The organism is Solwaraspora sp. WMMA2065, from assembly GCF_030345075.1.
Classification (GTDB): Bacteria; Actinomycetota; Actinomycetes; order Mycobacteriales; family Micromonosporaceae; genus Micromonospora_E.
In genome coordinates this window covers 4,591,375-4,614,219 of record NZ_CP128361.1, presented here as the reverse complement: position 1 = coordinate 4,614,219, position 22,845 = coordinate 4,591,375, and the positions used below count along the sequence as shown (strand labels likewise).

At 69.6% G+C, this 22,845-nt stretch carries 15 protein-coding genes; 7 read left to right on the top strand and 8 right to left on the bottom strand.

From position 1 onward, the window contains the following. Window positions 1-144 precede the first annotated feature (144 nt). The gene (locus O7610_RS20980; protein ID WP_289211667.1) at window positions 145-2,379 is read left to right on the top strand and encodes an ATP-binding protein; all 2,235 of its coding nucleotides are present in this window, start codon (window positions 145-147) and stop codon (window positions 2,377-2,379) included. A 36-nt stretch (window positions 2,380-2,415) separates the two neighbouring features. Next, complete coding sequence (locus O7610_RS20975) at window positions 2,416-3,786, top strand: hypothetical protein (protein ID WP_289211666.1); 1,371 nt, start codon at window positions 2,416-2,418, stop codon at window positions 3,784-3,786. Between the two features lie 360 nt (window positions 3,787-4,146). Here O7610_RS20975 and O7610_RS20970 read toward each other — a convergent pair whose 3' ends face one another. The 6 genes from O7610_RS20970 to O7610_RS20945 all read right to left on the bottom strand — a co-directional run bounded on the left by O7610_RS20970 (window position 4,147) and on the right by O7610_RS20945 (window position 9,400). Then, window positions 4,147-4,623, bottom strand: coding sequence for a PPC domain-containing DNA-binding protein (locus tag O7610_RS20970; RefSeq protein ID WP_289211665.1), 477 nt, complete (start codon window positions 4,621-4,623; stop codon window positions 4,147-4,149). Next, window positions 4,616-5,668: an asparaginase gene (locus tag O7610_RS20965; RefSeq protein WP_289213657.1), complete on the bottom strand. Its 1,053-nt coding sequence runs from the start codon at window positions 5,666-5,668 to the stop codon at window positions 4,616-4,618. The genes O7610_RS20970 and O7610_RS20965 overlap by 8 nt, the downstream gene beginning before the upstream one ends. Window positions 5,669-5,751: 83 nt before the next feature. Then, a complete protein-coding gene (locus O7610_RS20960) occupies window positions 5,752-5,916 on the bottom strand; it encodes a hypothetical protein (RefSeq protein WP_289211664.1) in 165 nt (54 codons plus the stop codon). Further along, window positions 5,892-7,346, bottom strand: a complete 1,455-nt coding sequence (locus O7610_RS20955; protein ID WP_289211663.1) for a helix-turn-helix transcriptional regulator — start codon at window positions 7,344-7,346, stop codon at window positions 5,892-5,894. The genes O7610_RS20960 and O7610_RS20955 overlap by 25 nt, the downstream gene beginning before the upstream one ends. A gap of 440 nt (window positions 7,347-7,786) precedes the next feature. Next, window positions 7,787-8,845, bottom strand: a complete 1,059-nt coding sequence (locus O7610_RS20950) for an Imm1 family immunity protein (RefSeq protein ID WP_289213656.1) — start codon at window positions 8,843-8,845, stop codon at window positions 7,787-7,789. A gap of 345 nt (window positions 8,846-9,190) precedes the next feature. After that, window positions 9,191-9,400 (bottom strand): hypothetical protein, encoded by a 210-nt coding sequence (locus O7610_RS20945; protein WP_289211662.1) that lies wholly within the window; start codon window positions 9,398-9,400, stop codon window positions 9,191-9,193. Window positions 9,401-9,464: 64 nt separating this feature from the next. Between O7610_RS20945 and O7610_RS20940 the strand changes: the two genes are divergently transcribed. The 5 genes from O7610_RS20940 to O7610_RS20920 all read left to right on the top strand — a co-directional run bounded on the left by O7610_RS20940 (window position 9,465) and on the right by O7610_RS20920 (window position 19,492). Beyond that, window positions 9,465-9,995 carry a hypothetical protein gene (locus tag O7610_RS20940; RefSeq protein ID WP_289211661.1) on the top strand — a complete coding sequence of 177 codons (531 nt, stop codon included), beginning with the start codon at window positions 9,465-9,467 and terminating at the stop codon, window positions 9,993-9,995. A 1,382-nt stretch (window positions 9,996-11,377) separates the two neighbouring features. Next, window positions 11,378-13,102, top strand: a complete 1,725-nt coding sequence (locus tag O7610_RS20935; RefSeq protein WP_289211660.1) for an Hsp70 family protein — start codon at window positions 11,378-11,380, stop codon at window positions 13,100-13,102. A 41-nt stretch (window positions 13,103-13,143) separates the two neighbouring features. Next, window positions 13,144-15,165 (top strand): AfsR/SARP family transcriptional regulator, encoded by a 2,022-nt coding sequence (locus O7610_RS20930; protein ID WP_289211659.1) that lies wholly within the window; start codon window positions 13,144-13,146, stop codon window positions 15,163-15,165. A 251-nt stretch (window positions 15,166-15,416) separates the two neighbouring features. Next, on the top strand, window positions 15,417-18,053 hold the full coding sequence (locus O7610_RS20925) for an AfsR/SARP family transcriptional regulator (RefSeq protein WP_289211658.1): 2,637 nt from the start codon (window positions 15,417-15,419) through the stop codon (window positions 18,051-18,053). Beyond that, window positions 18,050-19,492: a hypothetical protein gene (locus O7610_RS20920; RefSeq protein ID WP_289211657.1), complete on the top strand. Its 1,443-nt coding sequence runs from the start codon at window positions 18,050-18,052 to the stop codon at window positions 19,490-19,492. Before O7610_RS20925 ends, O7610_RS20920 begins: the two co-directional genes overlap by 4 nt. 944 nt (window positions 19,493-20,436) lie before the next feature. Here O7610_RS20920 and O7610_RS20915 read toward each other — a convergent pair. Beyond that, window positions 20,437-20,946: a hypothetical protein gene (locus O7610_RS20915; RefSeq protein ID WP_289211656.1), complete on the bottom strand. Its 510-nt coding sequence runs from the start codon at window positions 20,944-20,946 to the stop codon at window positions 20,437-20,439. A 264-nt stretch (window positions 20,947-21,210) separates the two neighbouring features. Further along, entirely contained in the window at window positions 21,211-22,839 is a 1,629-nt protein-coding gene (locus O7610_RS20910; RefSeq protein WP_289211655.1) for a VWA domain-containing protein, read from the bottom strand. Between the last annotated feature and the right edge of the window lie 6 nt (window positions 22,840-22,845).

Sequence of the window (22,845 nt, the reverse complement as noted above, 5' to 3'; positions counted from 1 at the left end):
GCAAAAGTGTCGTACACCTGATGCATCATGGTCGTGCTTCATCGAAAGTTCAATAGCCACCCGCCCGGAGGTATCGGTCTCGCCATGTCGTCACTCAACCTAGGAGAACACGCAGCAGCAGAGGAATCTCCACTATTTCGTCTCGTGCAGCAGTCGGTGAAGATCGGCGGCGTCTTCAACCTGGGTTATCACGAAGCCAGCGTGCTGACCAACGACTCGTGGATAGCGCGCGCGTATGGCGTACCTCAACACTGCCTACTTCTCGCTTTCCCGCGGGGGTTCGACGACCCCAAAGCCTCGGCCGAGATTGAGCCGGCTGACCGTGGCGTCATACTTCTCCGCGTCATCTGCGAGACGTCGCTGCCGAACCAGGCAGACCTGGTTCACCTCCGCGCCGCCGACACGGACCGCGCCATCACTAACCACTACAGGCAAAACCGTGACGCGGCGCCACCTACCGACAACCTCACCCAGGCAATGATGCAGCAGGCCGCCTTCCGGTGCCGGGTACTCGGCACATTCGTTGAAGATGAGTCGGGTGATCTTGTCTTTGGCAAGGACGTGGACGCCGTGTACGCTGCTGCGGGCTACCTTGTCTCTAAGCCTCATGGCGAGAGCCTCCAGATCGTCATCGACCATGTGGAGCTGCCGATGGGCGAGCGCCCTGGCGATCAACATGGCGATGAGGCTCCTAACGCTGACCTGCCAGACACAGACGCGACGATGGTCGTCGGCACGCTGCGCTATTCCTCGGCGCGCAAGCGCGAACGCGTAGCTAGGACCGAGGGTCAGAGCACTGAAGTTCAGGTAAGGGTAAGACCGAAGGACTTTGTCGCCCACAAGACAGCAGTCTTCGGCATGACGCGAGCTGGCAAGTCGAACACGATGAAAGTCTTGGCGTCCGCCGTCCACCTCTATGCGCACAAGACACGTACACGAGTCGGACAACTGATCTTCGATCCTGCGGGCGAGTACGCTTACGCTAATCGCCAGGATGGCACGGCGCTCGCACAGCTCGGCGACAACGTGAGAATCTATCGGCTCGGCGCGACCCAAAAGGAGCGTGCCGACAACATCCGTCCGCTGTCCCTCAACTTCTTTGACGATAATCAAATCGATGGGTGCTGGGGTCTAATCAGCTCATTCCTTACCGGCGAGAACAAGGTATACATAAACAACTTTCTTGCGTGCGACCCCACGCGGAGTCCCAGTGACGTCGACGACCATGGCGACAAAAAACGACTTCTGGCAGTGCGGGCAATGTACTTCGCCATCCTCCACAAAGCTGGCTTGCGGCCGCCGCCGAACTGGCGCTGCCAGCTCCCCGTGAACCAGGAAACGCGCGACCTCCTCAAGGACGTCCGCGGTGTGAACGTCAGCGGCAGGGATCAGTACTTGCGCCTGACCGGTGCGCAGCTGGAGGAGGCATGTGTTCGCATCGCTACAGAAGCGGCCCGAGCTGCGAAGTCATCGGGACGGGCGCGAGGCCGGAGGCCCAAAGCCGGTGAGGTGTCTGAGGAGTCCGGCGTGGAGGCGATTGCGTTGTGGATCGCGGACCGGGCGTCGGGGGGGCACGGTGATCCTGCTATCGACGGCATGGTGAACATGCTCTCGCCGACCGGTTCTGCGAGCGGCTGGAAGATCCTTCGATTCCTTAGTGAGTACCACGCGGCTGACGCGACAACTGATTTTGCGCCGTCGATCTACGCTGATCTCGCGAGAGGCCGGCTGGTAATTGTCGACCTATCACGTGGGTCGGAACAGGTGCTCCAGGTCTGCGCCGAGCGTGTTATCTCGGTGATCCTAAGCAATTCTTCTAAGCGGTTCCGTGATGGAATGCCGCCGCGTCCTATGCAGATCTTCCTAGAAGAGGCGCACCGGCTTCTTGATCGCGACAAGTTTGCGAAGACTACCAAGGCGAATGACCCCTATGTTCGGTTGGCACGCGAAGCCGCTAAGTACAAGATTGGTCTCATCTATGCGACGCAAGAGGTGTCCACAGTTGATCAATCAATCCTCTCAAACACTGCGAACTGGGTGTGTGCGTATATGAACAACTCAGCAGAGGTCGACAAGTTGGCCAAGTTCTACGACTTCTCAGACTTCACCGACCAGATACTCAGTGTGGACGATCGAGGATTCGTCCGCCTCCGAACCGACTCATCACCCTACACCCTCCCTATTCAGGTCGCAAAGTTCGACCTTCAGATGGTCAACCGCATTCGGGCAGAATGCGGTCTTCCGGCTACTGGCCGGAGCACCGACTTTGCTCCAGATGTGGCCCAGCCTGACTCCTTTGAGGACTGCCCAGATCCCGACGAAATCTACGCGAAGAGGTTCCCACCCCAGGCGGAACCCATGTTCGATCTGGAGGGCTAGGCATTGTCGTACGTTTCCCGGTCGCCACTCGGTGGCGTGCGCTACGAGATGGCCTCGCGGCTCGGTCATCTGCCAACGTCAAGCAACCCTGTCATTGCCGAGCGGCTTGCGCGCTACCGTAAGCCGGAAGATTCTTTCAACAAGTCCATGATTGTAGATCGGATCGTCGATGTCGACTCACTGGGACAGACCCACAGCCCTGATATCAAGTATGTAGTCTGCGTAGACGGATCAGGGCATGAAGATCAAGAGGCATATGACCGGTACCCTTCCACGCGGGTGCTCTATATGCAGATCGCCGGCGTCTTCATTGATCTTCGGCAGATGCTCGAACAGGCTGGACCATTCGTTGATCCGGCTCGACTCGCCGACGCTACGGAGTCGTCTGTCGTATCAGGATTCCTGCCCGGCTCTTTCCTGGAACACGAGACTTACGACGATCCAAACGAGGCATTCCGAGCGGAATTTTTCGAACTGTTCGCCGATACGGTAATCCAGAAACGGTCACTCCTTGAACTGCTGCTGGAGACGCAACGCTTCGCCCGGCCTCATGAGGCTGCTGCGGCCGAAAGAGGCAACCTCCTCCTGACCAAGTGCCCCAACCGGGAATGTGCGCTCAGCGAGCCCCCGCGTGGCTATCAAGGGTCCCCGATTCCCGGCCTGACCATAAGTAGGTGCAGTTCGTGTAGCACCGCCTTGTGGCCGACAGACGCGCTACGAATTTGGGAGCAGTTTAGTTCCGACGATAGCAACAAGCAGGTTTTGAACCGCACAAGTCAGATCGTCGAACATCTTGTGCTCATAGGCGTTGCATTGGGCATCGAGGCCATGTCGCCTCGCATGCTTCAACAAACAGCCTTTATTTGTGACGGCGATCTGGCACTTTTTGGCGAGCCAGCTCGATTCCAGCACGGACTTCGAGGCTGCTGGCAAGAAATAATACGGCGCTCTCGTCTCCGAGGACACCAACCGCCCACCATCATCGGGGTGGCTAAGAGCGGGTACCCGGTAGAGCATTTCCATGGGATACGACGCTTTGTTGAACGACGACATCTCATGCGGCTGGATGACGCTTATATGACCGAGAGGCTTCGCGTCCGCAGTCTCGCCGAGACCTACTTTGGCCGGAAGCTTTTCTACCACTCCGGCGACGGACAATTGCTCGTTATCACGGTAGTTCCAGAAACCGAGCTGGCTTACGGCTATGGCGAGACAGACTACAGTGATTTTTCTCGATTCCCAGCACTTGCCAGGACGCTCGATTTGCTCGACAATATTGGAACGCGCCTTTATGACGACGCACTAATACCAGTTGCACTAGCTCACCACTGGGCTGCCTACCCGTTGGCCAACGCCGAAAAGGTGCTGAGAATGCTGACGGAGCGCACTGTACCTTCGAGTGAGTGACTGGGCGCACCGCAAATCGTTCTAACTGCGACAGCGGACCGGCCAAGATTTTGCTGACCAATCTGGTGGGGCGCGGGCCGGTCAGCTCTAGCACCGACTCCGCGATGTCGAGAGCGCGAAGGAGGGACCTTCGTTCCACTGCCGGCAGATGTCCTACGTCAAGCCTGACTTCGGTCATTTGGTTAGTGCCTGAGGTCTGCGGGGCTCGGCTTCCGTCGTGTCGGTTCGCGCGCGATCCCTGGTCGCCGGGGGTAGTCCTGCCACGCATCCTCCTCGGATAGCAACACAGTCCGTCACCACCGGATGTGAGACAGGCCGTTGTTCTTACAGACCCGACCAGCGACCTTGGGTCATGCTCGATCAGCTGCCGTGCCCTGTCTGTCCGAAGTGCAGTTGCGGTACGTCGTACAGGTCGGGGTTCGGTAGCCGGTGCATGGTCGGTGCGGTGACTTCGACGATGAGCATTTCGGTGAGGAACTGGACGGTGGCGTCGAGGAGGTGGCTGGTGTGGGCGGTGGCGCTGTGTTCCTTGAGTCCGACGGTGAGGTGGATGTGCGGGGTGATGGTCCCGGTGGTGTCGTCCCAGGCGATGGTGCCGCCGCCGAGGGCTTCGATGTTGGTGAGGTCGACGTGTGACCAGACGGGGGCGGCGGGGTTGTCGAGGCGTTGGCAGGTGCCGACGATCCTCGCCGTGCTGAGGCCGGCGATGAATATCGGGATGTAGCCCTGTCGGAGGTTGTGGGTGCGGCAGGCGTCGGTGAGGGCGGTGAAGAAGTCGTCGCCGTGGTCGAGGACGACGCCGATCATGCGGCCGGGGGTCAGGTCGTGGCTACGCATCTGTACGGCTCCCAACCGACCGGTCGTCGTTACTGGTGGTGGTCCAGGGCCAGGCGGCGGGTTCGGTGAGTCCGCCGGCTGTGGTGACCGCAGCCGTGATGTCGTGTGGTTTCGTGTCGGCGGCGAGGAGGGCGCGGAGCAGGACGCGGGCCTTGTAGGGGTGGAGCCAGCCGGCGGGGATGAGACCGCGACCGATGAGGTCCTGCTCGGAGCCGGGGAAGCCGTAGGTGCGGGTGAGGGTTGGTCCGGCGGGGGTGCGGGAGGCGAGGACGACGGGGATTCGTCCGGCGAGGGTGGTGAGGGTGTCGACGAGGGGTTCGGGGACGTGGCCGACGCCGAATCCGGCGATGACGAGGCCGTCGCAGTGCCTGCCGATGGCGTCGAGGAGCGTGGGGTTGTCGTCGAGGGTGACGGTGTGCAGGGCGACGGTGGCGGTGTCTGCCCGGCGTGGGGTGGGGATGGTCAGCCGGTGGGGCACCCGGTTCAGCATTCGTACTGTGCCTTCGAGGAGGTAGCCGAGGGGGCCGGTGTCCGGGGAGCGGAAGGTGGCGCCGCTGGTGGAGTGGGTCTTGGTCACCCATCGTGCGGCGTGGATCTCGTCGGCGAAGGCGACGAGGCAGCCCTGGTTCCGCGCCGCTGGGGAGGTGGCGGTGTGGATGGCGGCGAGGATGTTCGCGGGGCCGTCGGCTCCGGCGAGGGTGGGGTTACGCATCGCGCCGGTGACCACGATCGGTTCGGGGCGGTGGTGGAGCAGGTCGAGCAGGTAGGCGGTTTCCTCGATGGTGTCGGTGCCCTGGGTGACGACGACACCGGCCGCGCCGCCGGCCAGGGCGTGCGTCGCGGCGGTGTGCAGGTCGGTGAGGTCGGCGACGGTGAGGCTCGCGCCGGGTCGGCGGCGGAAGTCGACGACGTCGATCACGATTGAGGCGTCGGCGAGTCCGGGTACGGCGTCGACGAGTTGCTGGGCGGTCAGGGTGGGGCTGACCGCACTGCCGCCGGTGCTGCTGGTCATGGCGATGGTGCCGCCGAGGCCGAATACCACCACCCGTGGCGTGGGCGTTGCCGGGGTTGAGGACACCGGGTTCCTTCCGTACGGACGGGCGTGTTCGTGGTGGTGTCGGGAGCCTATTACGGCAGGGAGCCGACGAAGCGGCACGCCCGGTCGACGCCGTCGAGGCAGAGCAGGCGGCTGCGGGGTTCGGCGATGCCGGCCAGGCCGTGGTCGCCGAGTTCGGCGCTCCGGTGGCGCAGGCGGGTCCAGTCCAGGTTCAGGTAGTCGGCGAGGGCTCGCATGCGGGTGCCGGGGGTGTCGCCGGCGATGACCGAGTGGGCCTGTACGTGTGCGGCGGCGTCGCGGTATTCGGTGATGACGGCGTGCTGGTCGGTGACGTCGACGTGCCACACACCGTCCGCGCGGAGCCAGGTGGCGACGATCGCCCGCTGGGGGGGGTGAGGACGAGGCCGGGTAGCGTGCCGTACTCGGGTTCGTCGGTGACGGCGGTGTCGATGCCGAAGGATTCCATCAACGCGACCGCCAACAGCAGGAGTATCCGCTCCGACTCGGTGGACGTTTCCACAGCGGATCGGGGGACGCAGAACATCCTTGTCGGCCGTTGGGAGCCGGTGGCGGACCGCGTCGCGGTCGCTTTCAGGTAGTGCAGCTTGTGGCGGAAGAGCAGCCAGGTGCTGGCTTCTTCACCGGTCTGTTCCCGCGTCCAGAAGGTGGGGGTCTCGGTTAGCCGGTCCCATTGGCGGCTGATGTGGTCGGCGCAGAACGCCGAGCCGAGCCACATCCGTGACACGGTGTCCAGGTCGTCGCCGATGTCTGCGCTGACGGCGGACCGGGTGAGGCGGCTGTATTCGGCTGCGGCGGTCCGGGTGGTGTCGAGGCGGGCGTCGTCGAGCAGGAGCGACTGATCCAGGTTGGCCACAGCCCACAGCACCGCTGCGGTGATGGCGTCGAGCTGGTAGGCGCGGGGAATGAGCAGACGAACATCGTCGCCGGTGTCGACCAGCCGCTGGCACGCCTGCCGGGAGTCCAGCCCGAACAGCCCGTCGCTGGTAGACGTGACGGCCCGCCCCGCGACGATCCGACGCTGCAGCGAATGCCGCCGCCGCTGCCTACCGGCATCGGTGCGGGGGATCGTCGCGACGATCCGGCCGTCATCAGTCGCCGGGTAGATCTCCACCTCGACGGACGCGCCGGGGAAATGCCGCCCACGGGGTGCGGGAATGGTGTGGTCTGCTCTGGCGTCCTGGGCCGGTTCGCCGATCGTCGCCGCGATCATCGAAAAGAGATCGCCGCCGGCCGGTCCGACGGGAGCTAGCCTCGGGTGGACCGACAGGGTACTGGAGCCTGGTGGGCGGTCCAGGGCTGCCTCGGCCGCCGCACCCCACCGGTCGCGCAACGCCGCTTCGGACCGCTGCGTCTGGTACTGCTTTTCCAACCGGCGGTAGGCGTCATAGGCGTCGAGCAGTCCACCGCCACCGTTGAGGATCGTGTCGCACTGCTGCCAGAAAACCCGGTCGGCCACCTGCCGGCCGGCTTCCACGTTCGCCACGGTGCTGCGAGTACTGAAGACCCAGCGCGCGACCTCCTTCTGCACGAGACCGCGCGCCGTACGAAGCTCGCGCAGCTTCCGGCCGAGCGCACGCTTCGCGTCCTGCAGGTGTCGTCGTTCGAGGGTCGCGGAGTCCTTCCCGCCGTGGTTGGCCCCGTCCACTGGATAACATCCCGTCTACCGTCGATGGTGCCTGGTGAGCTGACCGTAGTCAGCTGTGGGGCGGGATCCGGGGCTGGAGGACCCGCCGTCTTCAGCTGTCCAGTCCTGGATCAACCTCGAGACCTCCGTTCAAGCCGCCGGTCTCGGATGTCGCGGAGCCCGTGCGCGACGGTCCCAGACGGCGGTAAGGCGGCGGAGCACTTGAGATTGGTCGCATCCACCCAACACCAGAGCGGCGATGTCGAACACCCTCGACACGAAACCTCGACAGCCCTCGGCCTACGGTCTTCGGAACCTACGCACCGGCCATGCTGATTTGGCCGGCAGCATCAGTGCGATGATCGGACGCGCCGCTGAGCACCCAGCCGAGGGTGGCATTGCTGCCTACGCCTACCTCGCCGCAGCTGACGGCAGCACCTTCGACGTCAGGGCCTGGTACGTCACTGGCTGCCGGTAGTCCAGTCGAGCGACGGCTGCTGGCCGGTGCGGAGGAACTCGCGGGCGCGGTGCGGGCTGATGCGGGTGCGGTCGGGTGGCGCCTCGCTCCAGTCTCCGTAGAAGTCGAAGGCGATCGTCTCGGCGGCTGGGTCCAGGTCCGGGTCGATGGCGTAGCGGTTGTCGCTGCCGTGGGGTTGGCCGCGGTCGAGCCAGTCGACGAAGGACCGTTCGTGGTGGCCGATGCCGATCATGATGGCGCCGTGCCGGCCGGGTCGGTGGACCTGGACCGCGTAGGGCAGGTCCTCGGCGGCCGCTTGCGCGTGGACACGGTCGAGGACCAGGTCCAGTTCCTCAACCGTTGACACCGCGACCTCGTTGCCGCGGTGCGGCTCCTCGGCGGAGGGGCCGTCCCAGGAGACGGTGTAGCTCATGACGCGATGCCTTCCCCTGGTGCCGGTGTAGACCTTCAACGGTCTGGTGGTCGCTCCATCGGACACGTGGACCGCCAGTCGGCTGCCCTCGGGCAACATACCGGGTAGCGCCTCGTCGCAGTCGACGTACTCACCTCGGCTGACGCAGGTCGGTTTGTTGACCACCAGGACCGCGTCCTTCGGCGCACCGGGCTTGCGTAGCAGCGCCGCCGTGTGTGCCTCCACGTGCTCACGGGTGACCTGCGCCAGTGGATGCCAGTCAGGTCGGGGTCCGTCGCGGGCGCTGGGCGCCGCGCCGCTACGGAGAAGCCCTCCTGACTGGGTGAGCGGGGTTCCGGTAAGCGGTGTTCCGTCGCCGTCGCAGAGCAGTCCGTGGGTGGGGCCCTTGCCGCCGGGGCGGCGCGGCAGCCGGCCTCCGGCGTCGTCGACCCATAGCGAGAGTGGAGACGCCTCGGCTGGGGCTGGTGTCGCGGTCGGTCCGCTTGTCTGACCGACGTCGGTGTGCGGCGGCGATGGCGATGCCCATCGCGCGGGCGTACCCCCTGGCCGCCTCCACCGCCTGGGCGGCGAGGTCGTCGGCCTCCCGAGAACACGGTCGGTCGCCGCGGCGACCGCGTCCAGCGCCCGCATGGTAAGCGGGTGGTGACTCTCCCGTACCGTCGCGGCAAGGCGGTCGCGGCTGCTCTGGAGAGCAGCGGCCACCCGTGCGGCGCGCTGGCGTTCACGCTCGATGCCGTCGATGACGGCCCGCAGGGCGGCGCCTACGTCGGCCACGCTCACCAGAACCCGCCCTTCACCACTGCGACGGTGAAGTGTTTCGATGAGATCTGCGTGTCTGCTGTCCTGGTAGTCCTCCCCACGCACGTGGGGGTGTTCCGTCGATCACCCGGTTCAAGGCGTTGGCCCGCTGGTCCCCTGAACTACCCCTTGCTTTGATGGTGCGTCAGGACGCGGAGAGTCGCCGTAGCGTTGTGATCAGCGGTGGCGGCCGAGTGCGGCGGATGCAGCTGCCATCAGCAGGTCCTGGCATACCTGGTCGGGGTCCTGCGTACCGTCGACAGGGACAGCGCCGAGCCGCCGCCAGGTCGCGACGAACGCCTGGTAGCTGGCCATCGCGGTGGCCAGTGAGTCATTGGCCCGGCAGACGCCGTCGCTCTGTTCGACGTCGGTCAACCGTCTCCGCATCGTGGTCTGGTCGATTTCCAGCAGCAGGCTGGCGTCGAACCGGTTTCTGAGCTCGGAGGCGTTGGTGGCCTGGCCACCGGTGTGCTGTGCGCGGGTCGAGTCGGCCGCGGCGGTCCGGGAGGCTGAGCAGATCCGCGTTGAGGCCGCGCGGGAGCGGGACCGGATGGCGCGTCAGGCGCGGGCGGATGTCCAGTTGGTGGTGGACGCCGCTCGGGCTGAGGTCGGTGAGCTGGCGCGACGGTACGCCGAACTTGAGGTGCGGTTGTTGCAGCTGAGGAGGGTGGTCTACGACCTGGCGGCGATCACGCCGGCGCGGCCGCGTGGTCTCGCGTGGAGCCGGAGGCATCGGGCGGCGCGGCGGGTAGCCGCTGCACGTTCGAGTGACGATTTTTGGGAGTCGCTGCTGGATGAGGTCCGGGAGCGCGCCGTGACGGCGGGCTGTGAGCACCTGCTGCGTCCGTTGGTGGCTCGGATCATGATGATGGTCGACGAACCGTCGACATCGGCGGGGTCGCGCTCCGGTCCGGAACGCCAGCGAGTGTCGGCGAGGGGCAACCGGAGGAAACGGGTGGTATTGCGTCCGCAGACAGGTTGAGGATCTCCCGCGCCGATGCCCATTTGTGAATGCTGATCATATTTGAATCGCCAGCCAAAGTGTTCGCATCCTATCGGCGTGTCTCGATCGGATATCTTGCTATGCGAATCTTCCTCGTCTTGCCTAATGCAACTTGCAGCCAGCAAGGGAAGTCGCAGGTCAGCGACGATCGCTGTTGGCCTGGCCTGGATGCGGTGTGTTTCTCGATGGTGAGGCGGGGTCAGGGTGGCCCGAAATGGCCTCGGAAATCACAGAAGGCGATGGTCCTTCGTGGTTTGATCCTGGCGGCCGAACATGTGGCCGTGTAGTGCGGGACGGCATCCGTTGCAGCGGATGCCGTCCCTGTGCCTTCCCCCGGTTGTGTAGAGAGGAAAGGGAACCGTGAAGTTAGCAAGTAGGTGGCCAAGATCCAAGGCGCGCGGCAAGGCCCGCCGTGGGCGGGGTGTCAACCTGGGTGACGTGGCTGCGGTCCTTGGCGGCGTGGCAGCGGTGATCTCCGCGGTCGCCACAGCCCTGGCCGTGTTCCGCCAGTAGCCCAGTGGAGCATCCGGGTGTGGAGCCGGTGCTCGGCCGACTCCACACCCCGGACGCCGAGGTCGCCCACGTACGGTATTGATCACGCGGTGGCCGAGGCACGCCGCCTCGGTAATGGCTGAGCTGAACCCGCGACGAAAGAGGTCGATGGCTCCTGGCGGGGCTGCCCACGGGTGGCTGAACTCGGTCGAGGGTGTCGCTCGCCGTCGTCGGTTGTGTTTGGCGCCCTCATGGTGCCGGCAAAGGTCGTCCGCCTCCCGGACGCGGTCGATCCCTTCGGCGACTGCGACCAGCGTTCGCACGGCAAGCGGATGGCAACTCGCCCGCAGCGTCGCGGCACGGCGGTCTGGCTGTGGTGACGGTCAGGGCGACGGTGTGGGTGTAGCGAGCAGGTGGGGCCCTACCGCCCCGAGGGGTGCGGCGGGCCAGCTGGCGGCGCCGAGGGCGGCGCCGAGCAGGGCGGCGAGGGGATGTCTCTCATTCCCGTGGTGCCTGCGGCGACAGCGAAGATGAGGGTCCGAGGCGGAGTACGCCACCGGCGGTGAGCGCGGTGATCAGCAGCTCGGGTCGGCGGACGATCGCGACGCGTGCTGGTTTCTGGGGACTGGTCAAGAGAAGGGTCAGCACGCGGCTCGGAGTTTCCGCTCCAGGACCTGACGGACGTGGTGAGAGGTCAACGCGTGGAGTGACGTGAGTAAGTGATTCATGTTTGACTGGCTGGTATGCCTGCGGGAACGCGCCTGAGTATCGATGTTGGTCGGGCTGGTGTGGTGGGGGTTGTGTCGGGCCCGGAGGGTGGTTGGACGCCGGTGCTGTTTGATGGCGGGCCGGTGTTGTCGGGTGTGGCGGTGGCTGAGGACGGGTCGTTGGTGACGGGGCGGGAGGCGTGGCGGGTCGCGTCGGCGTTTCCTGACCGGTTGGTGGGAGTACCGGCGGCCGGTGGCGGGCCGGTGACGGCGGGTGAGACGACGGTGGAGTCGGTCGAGGTGATGGCTGCGTTGTTGCGGCGGGTGTCTGATGCGGCGGGTCGGGTGGTGGGCGGGTCGGTGGGTGAGGTGTGTCTGGTGGTGCCGGCGGGGTGGGGGCCTCGGCGGCGGTTGTGGATGCGTCAGGCGGCGCATCGGGCGGGGTTGGGTCAGCCGTCGTTGGTGGAGGCTCCGGTCGCGGTCGCGCAGCGTGTGGTGTCCGGGGGTACGCAGGTGCCGGTGGGTGCGTTCGTGGTGGTGTGTGACGTGGGTGCGGGGGCGGAGGTGTCGGTGCTGCGGCGGGGTTCGGCGGGGTTCGAGGTGCTGGCGACGTTGGCGGATCCGGACGCGGGTGGTGACGCGCTGGACGGTGGACTGGTTGACGCGTTGCTGGGCAGTGTCGACGGTGGCGTTTCCGATGGGGCGGGGGGCGGGTGGTCGGTGCGGGTGGGTGTGCGGGCGGCGAAGGAGTCGCTGTCGTGGCTGCCGGCGGTGACGGTGCCGTTGCCGTCCGGGGGTGGGGTGGTGCTGGATGGAGTGTTGTTGGAGCGGGTGGCGGGGCCGGTGGCGGAGCGGGTGGGTCGGTTGACGGCGGAGGCGGTCGCGGCGGCTGATCTGCTGCCCGGTGATGTGGCGGGCGTGTTCTGTGCGGGTGGCACGTCGTTGGTGCCGGTGGTGCCGCGCGCGGTGGGTGAGGCGGTGTCGGTGCCGGCTGTGGTGGTGGAGGATCCGGTGACGGCGGCGGTGCGGGGAGCTGCGGGTGTCGCCGGGTCGGGCGCGTCGCCGGTGGTGGAGGTGCCGAAGGTTCCGTCGGTGCGGCGGGTGGTGGGGATGGCAGTGCCGGGGTTCGTGTCGTTGGGCCTGGTGACCCAGTGCTTGTCGACGGTGGACTGGGCGGGTCCGTTGTTCAGCGGGTCGGTATTGGTGAACTGGGGTGAGTTGGCGTTGGCGGCGGTGTTGGTGGTGGTGGCGGGGTTGAACGCGGGCACGGTGTTCGGTGCGTTGGCGGCGGCGCGGGGGCCGGTGGGCGGGCGGGTCGGGTCGGTGGGTGGGCAGGTCGGTACGGGGATTCTCGCGGGGTTGTCGTTGGGTGTCGCGGTGGCGGGGTTGTACGCGATCGTGGGGAGTTTGTACCTGGAGGTGGGGGTGGGGCCGTTCCTGCGGTGGACGCTGCTGCCGGTGACTCCGGTGGCGGTGTGCGCGGTGGCGGCGGCGGTGGTGGCGGCGCGGGGGTGGCGGACGCCGGTGGGTGGGTGGGCGGATTTCCTGGCGTTTCCGAACGGCGCGGCGGTGACGGCGGGGGCGGGTATGTGGTTGGTGCAGTACTCGATGTCGGCGGGCCGGTCGCCGGGCATGGCGGTGTGGATCGATCTGGCGGGTCGGGTGGGTGGCGGGTTGCTGGGCGCGGCGGTGGTGGTGGCGGTGGTGGGTCCGGTCGTGTTGCGGCTGGTGCTGGTGGCGCCGGTGGCGGTGATCGGCGCGGCGATCGTGAGCTGGCGGGCGACGGGCATTCTCGGGGCCGTGTTCGCGGTGGCGGTGGCGGTGTGGTGGCTGCGTCGGTTGTGGACGCGGATCGTGCGGGCTGCGCCGGCGGTGGCGGCCGGGTGAGCGGGGTCGTGCCGACGTCGGCCCGGGTGGGGTGATCGGCGGTGGGGTGGGCGCGGCGGGTCGTGTCCGTGGTGGTGGTCGGGGTGCTGGTCGTGGCACCCGCGCTGTGGTTGGCGCGGTTGACGAGGTGGTCGTGGTCTGGTTGGCCGGACAGGGAGGGGTTGGCGCGGTGGGCGGCGGATCCGCTGACGTCGGGGACGGTCGCGGCGGCGGCGGTGGCCGGGGGATGGCTGTTGTGGCTTCTGGTCGTCGCGGTGGTGCTACTGCGGGTGCTGGTCCGAGTGCGGGCGGTCGCCGGGTGGGTGCGGCGGATGCGGTTGCCGACGCCGTGGCAGGCGACGGCCACCGGGCTGGCGGGGGTCGCGGTGCTCGGCGCGAACACCGGGCCGGTTCCGGGTGGGGTAACGGATCAGCCGTCGGCGGCGCCGGCCGAGGTCGGCGGCGCCGGTGAGGTGCCGCGGTGGCGGGCGGCTGATCAGCGGGTGGGGGTGACGGTTCCGGGTGGTTGGCTGCCGCGGGGCACGGCGGAGCAGGTGGCGGCGGCGGGGGTGTTGCTGTGGCTGCGGCGTCGCCGGTCGTACCGGCCGGTCGTGCCCGGCCAGCGGCGCAGCGACGATGATCTGGCGCCGCTGCCGGCGGTGGTCGCGGCAGCCCGAACCGCCGCCGATGGTGGTGCGGCGGGCGGTCGGGCCGGCACGGCAGCGGATGGGCGGGAGGACGACGGGCCGGCCGGTGTGGTGTTTCCCGCCGGTGGGGTGGGTCTGACCGGGCCGGGCGCGGGTGACGCGGCCCGTGGCGTGCTGGTCACGGCGGCGGTGCGGTCGCTGCGTGATCCCGCCGCGGTGGTGCGGGTCGTCACGACCCGGGCCGACCTGGAGGTGTTCCTCGGTGCGGGTGCCGCAGCGCCGGCGGTGGCGGGCGTCCAGGTGGCGTCCACGGTCGCCGACGCGGTCGCTGTCGCGTCGCGGGCCGCCGGCCAGACGCCGGCCGGCGGGAATGTAGGCGGCGGCGACCGGGTGGTGCTGCTCACCCGCGGACCTGTCGATGACCGTCTCGCGGAGGCGGCGGCCGGTGGTGTCGCCGTGGTCGTGGTGGGCCAGGCTCGGACCGGCGGCGCCTGGGAGGTGGACACGTCGGGACGGGTGCAGGGTCCCGCTGTCCGGGGCCGGATGTGTGTGCTGGACGTGGCGGCGGCCCGGGACGTCCTCGCGGTGGTCAGCCCACCCGATACTGCCGGCGACGGTACGGAGGCCGCGTTCGCGCCGGGGCCGGCGCCGCCGGCGTCCGGTGATGCCAGGGAGCGGCCGGCGGACCCTGGCCCGGACGGCGGCGGCCCGCCAGCAGACCGGGACAGCGGTGGCCGGTCGGGGGTGGCGGCGCTGCGGCTGCGGCTTCTCGGCGGCGTCGGCCTGTCCGTTCAGGACACGCCGGTGACGGTGCGTCGCAGCGCCGCGCTGCAGGTCCTCGTGTTCCTCGCGGTCCATCCCGGCGGCGGCACGGTCCGGGAACTGGTCGAGGCGATCTGGCCCGGGGCGCCGGCCCACCGGGTCACCGGCCGCCTCTACACCACCGTCAGTGACCTGCGGAAAGCGATCCGGGAGGCTACGGGTGGGGTCGGGGACGGCGGTGTGACCGTGGTGGAACACGTCGACGACCGGTACCGGCTCCACCCGGACCTGGACGTGGACCTGTGGCGGCTGCGTCGGGCTGTGCGGCAGGCGACGACGGCGGTGACCGGCCGACCGGCGGCGTGGCAGGCGGTGATCGACCTGTACGGCGGGTGCCTCGCCGACGGGTACACCTGGCCGTGGCTCGACACACCGAGGGAGATCGTCCGCCGGGACGTGATCGACGCCCACGTCGCGCTGGCCGACACGCAGACCGACCCGCGTCAGGCGGTGACGCTGCTCGAGGCCGCGATCCGCGTCGACCCCTACAACGAACACCTGCACCGGCGGGCGGCGCACATGTTGACAGCGCTCGGCGACGGGGACACCGCCCGCGGCCTGCTCCGCACCTTCCAGGACCGGCTGGCCGGGGCGGGCCTCGACCCCGCGACCTGACCATCCCGGGGCCGCCCGGGGGTGCCGACGAAGATCGACCCCTACCGCCGTCGCGGGGACCGGCGGCGCGGCGGTGGTGTGAGCTGGCGTTGTGAGCCGGTGTGAGGTCGTGTGAGGTGCTGTCAGACGCGTGGCCGCGTCTTCGGACCGGTCACGGCCATACCGTCGATGGCATCCCCCGTTGACCGCCCTGGTTCGGTTGCCGCCGCCGACGCCGCGGGCGGTCCCGCGCCCCGTGAACAGGAGCCGCCGTGCCGTGTCGTCCCCGTGCCGTGGTCCGGGTCACCGCCGTGGCCGCCGCTGTCGCCGTGCTGCCCGTCGTCCTTGTCCACATCGGCGTCACGACGACCGCTCCGGTGTCCATGGCGGCGGTGCGGGCGTGGATCCACCAGCCCCTCACCCCGGGGTTCCTCGCCGCGCTCGGGCTGGCCGGCGCATGGCTGGTGTGGGCGGTGATCGCGACCGCCGTCGCGGCGCGGCTGTGCGCCGCCGCGACCAGGCTGGCCCGGTGGCTGCCACCCCTGCGTCTGCCCCGCCCGTTGCAGGGCCTGACCGCCGCGGTCCTCGGCGCCTCCGCCGTCACCGCCACCACCGCCGGGGCCGCCCACGCCACCACCCCGGCCTCCACCACCGCCACACCCCCGCAACCCGTCGCGGACACCATCCGCACGGCCGACCCGCCCACCACCGTCGCCACCACCGACGACGGACCTCGGTCCACTCACACGGTCAGACGCGGCGAGTCCCTGTCCGCGATCGCGGACCGGCGCCTCGGCGACCACGACCGCTGGACCGACATCTACGACCTCAACCGGGGCACCCGGTTCCCCACCGGCGGCACGCTCACCGACCCGGACCTCATCCATCCCGGCTGGGTCCTCGACCTACCCGCCACCGTGGCCGCACCGCCCGACGACAACCGGCCCCCACCACCGGCGGCGGTGGACACCCCGCCGACACCCGAACCACCGACCCCCACGGTCACACCCGAGGCAGACCCCACCGCCGACACCCCCCGGCCGGACGCCCCAGCCGACAGCACCTGCGACACCACCTCCACCGACACCGGGCGGCGGCCCGTCGGAGTGGCGCTACCCGACGGAAGCTGGGTCGAGGCCGGACTCGCCGTGGCCCTCGCCGCGACGGCGACGGCCGTCTGGGCGCGCCGACGCCGCCACCGCCGGCACGGTGAGGACCCGGCGGCTCTGCCCCGGATGATCCACCAGATCCGCCGCAGCCTGCACCATACGGCCGGTCCCGGCACCACCACCCACGGCGCCGGCGACACCCGGGACCGGACCATCCCCGACCCGGACCTCCCCGACGCCGGCGACCGTACCGGCACCGTCCCCGACGACGCCCCCGACCCGACGGCCCCAGTGGGCGGGCTGGGCCTGACCGGACCCGGCGCGCCGGCCGCCGCCCGCGGCATGCTCACCGCGGCCCTCACCACCGGGCCCACCCACGTGGTCATGCCGTCCACGACCGCCGCGGCCCTGCTCGGCGACGCCGGGGCCCTTCCCGACGCGCCGCGCCTCACCCTCACCGCCAACCTCGACGCCGCCCTGCGGATCCTCGAGACCCAGCTGATGTCCCGCAGCCGGCTGCTCGACCAGCACGACACCGACACCGTCGCCGACCTGCGACACGGCGGCCACCCCACCCCACCGCCCCTGCTACTGATCGCCGACGACACCGCCGACGCGACGACCAGAACCGCCGCGGTCCTCGCCCAGGGCCACCGCCTGGACATCCACGGCGTCGTGCTGACCCCGTGGCCCGACGGCCGCACCGTCACCGTCGACACCGACGGCACCACCACCAGCGACGACGGTGGTGGTGGCCGGCTGACCGTCCTCACCACCGCCGACACCATCGACCTGATCCGCACGGTCACCGGGGCACCCACCGATCCGCGACCCTCGGCCGCGGACCCCAGCGACACGGACGGCCCGCCCGACCCGAGCCCAGGCCCCGCGCCGGCTGACGCCACGACCGCCGACACCCACACCCCCGCACACCCCGGGCCCGCGGACGCCGGGCCGGTGGACCCCGCCGACGACCGCCCGGACACCGGCCCACGGCCAGAAGGACACGGCGGCGCCCGACCGGAACCATCCGGCGGCGGCCACGTCAGCGTGCGGCTGCTCGGCGACGCCCGCATCGTCGACATGGACACCACCACACCGCTGCGCGCGAAATCTTTCGAACTGCTCGTCTACCTCGCTGTCCACGACGGCGACGCCACCCAGGACGCGATCCTCGACGACCTGCTCCCCGACGCCCCCCGCTCCAGAGCACCCCACCGCCTCCACACCTACGTGTCCACCCTGCGGAAGACCCTCGCCCGCACCGGCGGGCCCGCCGACCACCTCACCCACGCGGCCAGCCGCTACACCCTGAACCGGCCCCTCCTCGACGTCGACCTGTGGCGGCTGCGCGACGCCCTGCGCGACGCCGACCACACCACCGACCCCGCCGAACGGCTCACCGCGCTCCGGACCGCCGTCGCCGCCTACCGCGGCGCGCTCGCCGACGGCCACGACTACGAATGGATCGAGGCACACCGTGAGGGCGTCCGCCGCCGCGCCCTCGACGCGCACCTCACCCTCGCCACCGCGACCCCCGACCCGGCCGAGGCCCTCACCGTCCTCGACGCCGCGATCCGCCACGACCCCTACGCCGAACCGCTCTACCAGCAGGCGATGCGCGTCCACGCCGCCCTGGGCCACCCCGACCAGATCCGCACCCTGCGCCGAACCCTGACCCGCCGCCTCGCCGAGATCGACGCCACACCCGACGACACCACCACCGCCCTGGCCGACCAGCTCACCACCGACCTCCGCCGCCGCCCCACCGCACCCGACCCGCGCGGAGGACACCGATGACCCGCCCGACGACACCCTCCACCGGTCGCCACGAACCCCCACCCCACCAGCCCGCCACCGACGGTGTCCGCCCCCGACCCGCCGCCACCCCGGGATCCGGGCACCCCCGCGTCGTCACCACCACCGCGACCGGCCAGCACCCGACATCAACCCGCGCCACCAGCCGTGACGCCACCGACCGCGACCTCGCCGACGCCGTCCGACGCACCACCCACCTGCGCCTGGCCTTCTACGTCATGGTCCTGCTCGTCGCCCTCGTCGGGCAGGTCACCGGAGCCGTCGACACACTCGACATCCCAGCCCTCGTCGCGGTCCCCGCCGTCGCCGCGCTCGAACTCGGCGGCGTCGTGGTGATGGCCAACGCCGACGTCCGCCGCCGACTCGGCGAACGGGCGATCGGCCCCCGACTACTGTCAGCCGCCATCGCCGCCGCCGCCGTCACCTTCAACTGGACCGTCCACCCCGACCACCTCGCCGCAGGCTTCTACGCCGGCATGTCCGCCCTCGGCTACCTCGTCTGGCTCATGCACGCCGGAAACCAGCGCCGCGACCGGCTCCGCGCCACCGGCGACCTGCCACCCACCCCACCCGCCTACGAACTGATCAACCACTGGGCACGCCACCCCGCCGTCACCGCCCGGGCACACACCCTCGCCAAAACCCACGGCCTCGACCTGTACGAGTCCCTGGACGCCGCCCGCGCCGCGATCACCCGCGAACGCCGCGACGCCGCCATCGCCACCGTGCTGCACCGCAAGATCCGCGCCGCCGTCGACACCACCACCGCCGACATCGCCGTCCACGTGTACGACCTCAACGAAATCGCCACACGCCTCGCCGCCACCGCCGACTACACCGGACTGACCGCCCTCATCGCCGCCGACCTCACACCAGAACGGATCATCACGACCCACCGACCCAGCCGCCGTCCCTGGACCAAACGGAAACACGCCGGCCCGCCTCGCGCATCCGACGCCACACCACCCGCCGCCACACACGACCGCCGGCGCGGGGCGGAACGACGCAAGGCCCACGACCCCGGACCAGTCGACGGCGGCCCGCCCCCAGCCGGCAACCACGACGCCGCACCCCAGGTCACGGCGGCGACGGACGGAAAGACCACCCCGAACCGAGCAGGCCGGAGCACCGACGACGACCACGGCGACAACCACCGCCAGCGCCACGACGAACCGGACACTGCCAGCGCCGACACCCACCACGAACCGGGCCCGCCCCGGACGACAGCCGAGGCGGTCGCCTACTGGCTGGACAGAGAACCGGACCTTACCCCGGAACAGCTCGCCGAGAAGATCGGCAAATCGCTACGATCCGTCTACCGGAACCTCCCGCACGACTACCCCCGCCAACCCGGCATCCCACGCGACCAGACAAGACGGCACCCGAATCCCACGAGACGCCCGAGCCGGAGCACCGACTGAGCAGCACACACGACGGCCGCCGACCACACGAACGAGACCAGACACCGCGCGCCCCGCCTTCCCAGCTCAAGACCCGCCATCCCCAATCGACCAGCAGATCATGGACACGCCCGTTCCCCGCCCACCGGACCGCGCGTCGCCTACACCGCAACGGTGCCAGTGCGCGGTCGACGCCCCCACGGACACCGACCGGGCGGCGTGATCTGGAAGCAGCCACGCTGTCAGCGAACGGGTTCCGGTGCAGAGCCAGGCACGCCGCCAAATGTGCAGAGGCTTGGCCGAGTGGCGCTGGGGGACCTTGCGGCGCCGGTCGCCCGGCGACGCACGCCCGCTGCTCACGATTAGTAACCGGTGGACATGGGCCGTCGCGCGAACCGCGGCCGATCAGGATGCCTCCGATCACTCGCTGAGACGACACCCGCTTTCCATCTCACCGCCGAGACGATGCGGCGACTGGCTGACCTCCACCTGTGGCTCGACTGCGACCAGTACGTCTACTGACAGGGCGACGCCCGTCATCTGCGCCATCACCAGAGCCGGCGACCGTCGACCGCACCTCCGCCCCGGAGCACTGCGCCGCACCGTACACCCTCGCGTTCAAAACGGGCGGCTAGCGGCAGATCCTTACGCACGGACCCCGGACAAGGCCGATCCAGGTGCGGGTGCGCGCACGGCCGAACCTCCCGTGCAAGACCTCCCACCACATCAGGACCGCGCCGACGAGGTCGGGTTCGGCGTCGAGCAGCTCCCCGGGACGGTGGTCAACCAGATACTTGAGAACCGCACTGGCCGGGCCACCCAGGAGACGAGCGACGTCGTTGGCGTCGACAGCGGTGAGCCGACAAACGCAAAAAGGGACCGGCTTCTTCCTCGACGAGCGGCCGGTGGGCTGAGCGGTCTGCCTGCTCAGCCCACCGGTGGCGATCTGGGGTGCCGAGCCGGAGTCAGCCCGGCCGGTGGCCTCCGTTGGCCGCTGGGGCGCTGCCGTCGGCCCCGTCTTCGCCGGGCGGGTCGACCTGTAGGAAGCCGAAGAGCCGTCCAATCACCTGGAGCGTCTGGGTCGGGTAGCGGTCGGCGAATCCCCGGCAGATCGCCGGCTCGGCCTCGTGGTCTGCGTAGGGCAGGGTGTCGTGGCAGATGATGTACGACTCGTTGCGGCGTGCGTTGGCTACCAGGTCACGTAGGTGGCCTTCGGCGAGGTGCATCGGGTTGCCTGGCCGGAAGATGCAGGTGGCGCACTGCCTGGACAGTAGTCGGGACTTCCGCAGCGCCGGATCGCCGACGCTGAGATCGCCGCTCTTCCCGGGTGAGGCGTTGTCGTCGTCTGGCGCGGCCACGGTGGCGCCGCCGTCGATGTCGTCGGCGGGGTCGAGGCCGGGCGGCGGGGCGGGGAGCCGGGGGCCGACGTGGCCGCGGGGGTGAGGTTCGGGCAAGGGCGTCGCGGTCTCGGGCATGCTGGATCCGTTCGGTGAGGGGACGTGGTGGGTTCGGCGGCTGGTGTGGTCATGGGGCCGGCTGGCCGCCGGTGGTGAGGTCCCGGCGGCCCGTGTCTGCTGCCGATCGCTGGTGCGACGCGGTGGCGGGTCGTGGGGCGGGATGTGTCGTGCCGGACTCGGATGCCTGTGGAGTCGCGGGCGCGCGGAGCGGCTCCCGACACCGTGTCGGGAGCCGTTCCGCTGGCCGGCGAGGGTCGGTCCGCCGGTATGGCGGCGTGCGGTTCAGGCCCTGGTCAGGGCTTCGATGGCGGCGTGGCCGATGAGGTTGACGCAGGTGGCGGGGTCGTCTACGGCGACGGTGGTGGTGTTGTCGTAGATCTTCGGCGGTTGGCGTGGGCCGGTGGGCGCGAGCCAGAGGATCGCGCAGCCGGTGTTGTGGAGTCGGGTGATCGTGGCCTGGCTTTCGTCGGGGTTGATGTAGTGGCCGTCGGAGACGACGATGAGCAGGCGCGCGGTGCCGGGGGTGGACAGGTGCAGGAGGCGGTCGGCTTCGGCGCAGGCGTCGACGAACCGTTCCATGTCGGCGTCGGCGCGCATGTCGCGGACTTTGGTGGGGCGGTGTCCGGGTGGGACGAGGACGGTGACCTGTTCGCCGTAGGCGAGGGTCGCGGTGGTGGCTCCGGCGCGGGTGGCGGCCTGGGCGAGGATCCACGCGGCGGAGGACATGGGTTCGGCGAAGTCGTACATGGAGCCGGACGCGTCGATGAGGATGCCGACGGTGAGTTCGGGGTCGGGGACGGGACGCCGTACGGTGCGGTGCCACGGTTGGGCGGTCGGCAGGGCTCCGGCTGCTCGTTGGGCGGCCAGGGTGACCGCGGCGTGGGTTCGTAGCCGTCCGGGTGGGGTGTTGCTGGGCTCGCGGGTGCGGGCGGGTTCGCGGTGGCGGGCGCGGCGCAGCAGGGCGGTGAGCCGGGCGGCGGCGTGGCGTTCGTCGTCGCGGGCGTCGCGTTCGCGCCAGGTGATCGGGGTGTGGGTGCTGATGCCGTGCGAGGCCGTGCGGGGTCGGCCACCGGCCGGCCGTGGCGGCGTGTCGGCGGGGTTGTTGAGGATCGCGTCGAGGGTTCCGGCGATGGCCACCGCGATGGTGCTGGTGGTGGCGTCGTCGGCGGGTAGGTCCGGGGTGAGGGTGGGGTCGATGCCGAGTAGCCGGCACCACCGGTCGCCGAGGTCGATCATGCGTGTGGTGTCGGTGTCGCCGACGGTCTGCGCTTCCAGCCAGACGCTTCGTAGTCCTTTGAGGAGTGGGCGGCCGAGGACCTTGGTGAGGGCGCGTCGCGGCTGGCGTACGTCGGCGGGGTAGAGGATCTTCGCGTCGACCCGGGCGAGGAGCAGCGCGGCGGCGTGGGCGGCGCTCCACGGGGTGTCGGTGGGTGCGTCGGTGGGGTCGATGATGGCGGTGGCGGCGCGGCGTAGCCATCGACGGTCCCGGGGTCGGGCGTCGCGGTAGCGTCGTTCGATCCGTGACTCTTCGAGTAGCAGGGCGGCTTCCCGGACGACGGGCGGCACCGATGGTGGTGGGTTCCAGTGCGTGTGGAGGACGTGGGCGCATTCGTGCAGGAGGACGCCGTAGGCGATCGGAACTTTTGAGCGGTGTCCGGGTCGGCGGGGGTCGGTGATCGTCGGGTCGGCGATGAGGTCGGCGTCGATGTGGATCTGGGCGGTGGCGGGGTGGCTCCGGCCGGGCGGGCCGCCGGCGGCGGGTGTGACGGTGACGGTGGCGTCGGGTCGGCCGGTGAGCAGGGCGGCGTGTGCGGTCCACGCGGTCGACCACAATGTCCAGGGCGAGGAAGGGGCGGTGGCGGTGGCCGGGGTGGGGGTGGTGGCGCTGACGTGTGCGGAGACGCTGGTCACGGGGGG

Excerpts from the sequence above, each read along its gene's own strand:
- O7610_RS20960 (WP_289211664.1), bottom strand. The coding sequence starts at position 5,916 with ATGCGAGCCCTCGCCGACTACCTGAACCTGGACTGGACCCGCCTGCGC.
- O7610_RS20920 (WP_289211657.1), top strand. The coding sequence starts at position 18,050 with ATGACCCGCCCGACGACACCCTCCACCGGTCGCCACGAACCCCCACCC.
- O7610_RS20945 (WP_289211662.1), bottom strand. The coding sequence starts at position 9,400 with ATGCGGAGACGGTTGACCGACGTCGAACAGAGCGACGGCGTCTGCCGG.
- O7610_RS20915 (WP_289211656.1), bottom strand. The coding sequence starts at position 20,946 with ATGCCCGAGACCGCGACGCCCTTGCCCGAACCTCACCCCCGCGGCCAC.
- O7610_RS20970 (WP_289211665.1), bottom strand. The coding sequence starts at position 4,623 with ATGCGTAGCCACGACCTGACCCCCGGCCGCATGATCGGCGTCGTCCTC.
- O7610_RS20950 (WP_289213656.1), bottom strand. The coding sequence starts at position 8,845 with ATGCGGGCGCTGGACGCGGTCGCCGCGGCGACCGACCGTGTTCTCGGG.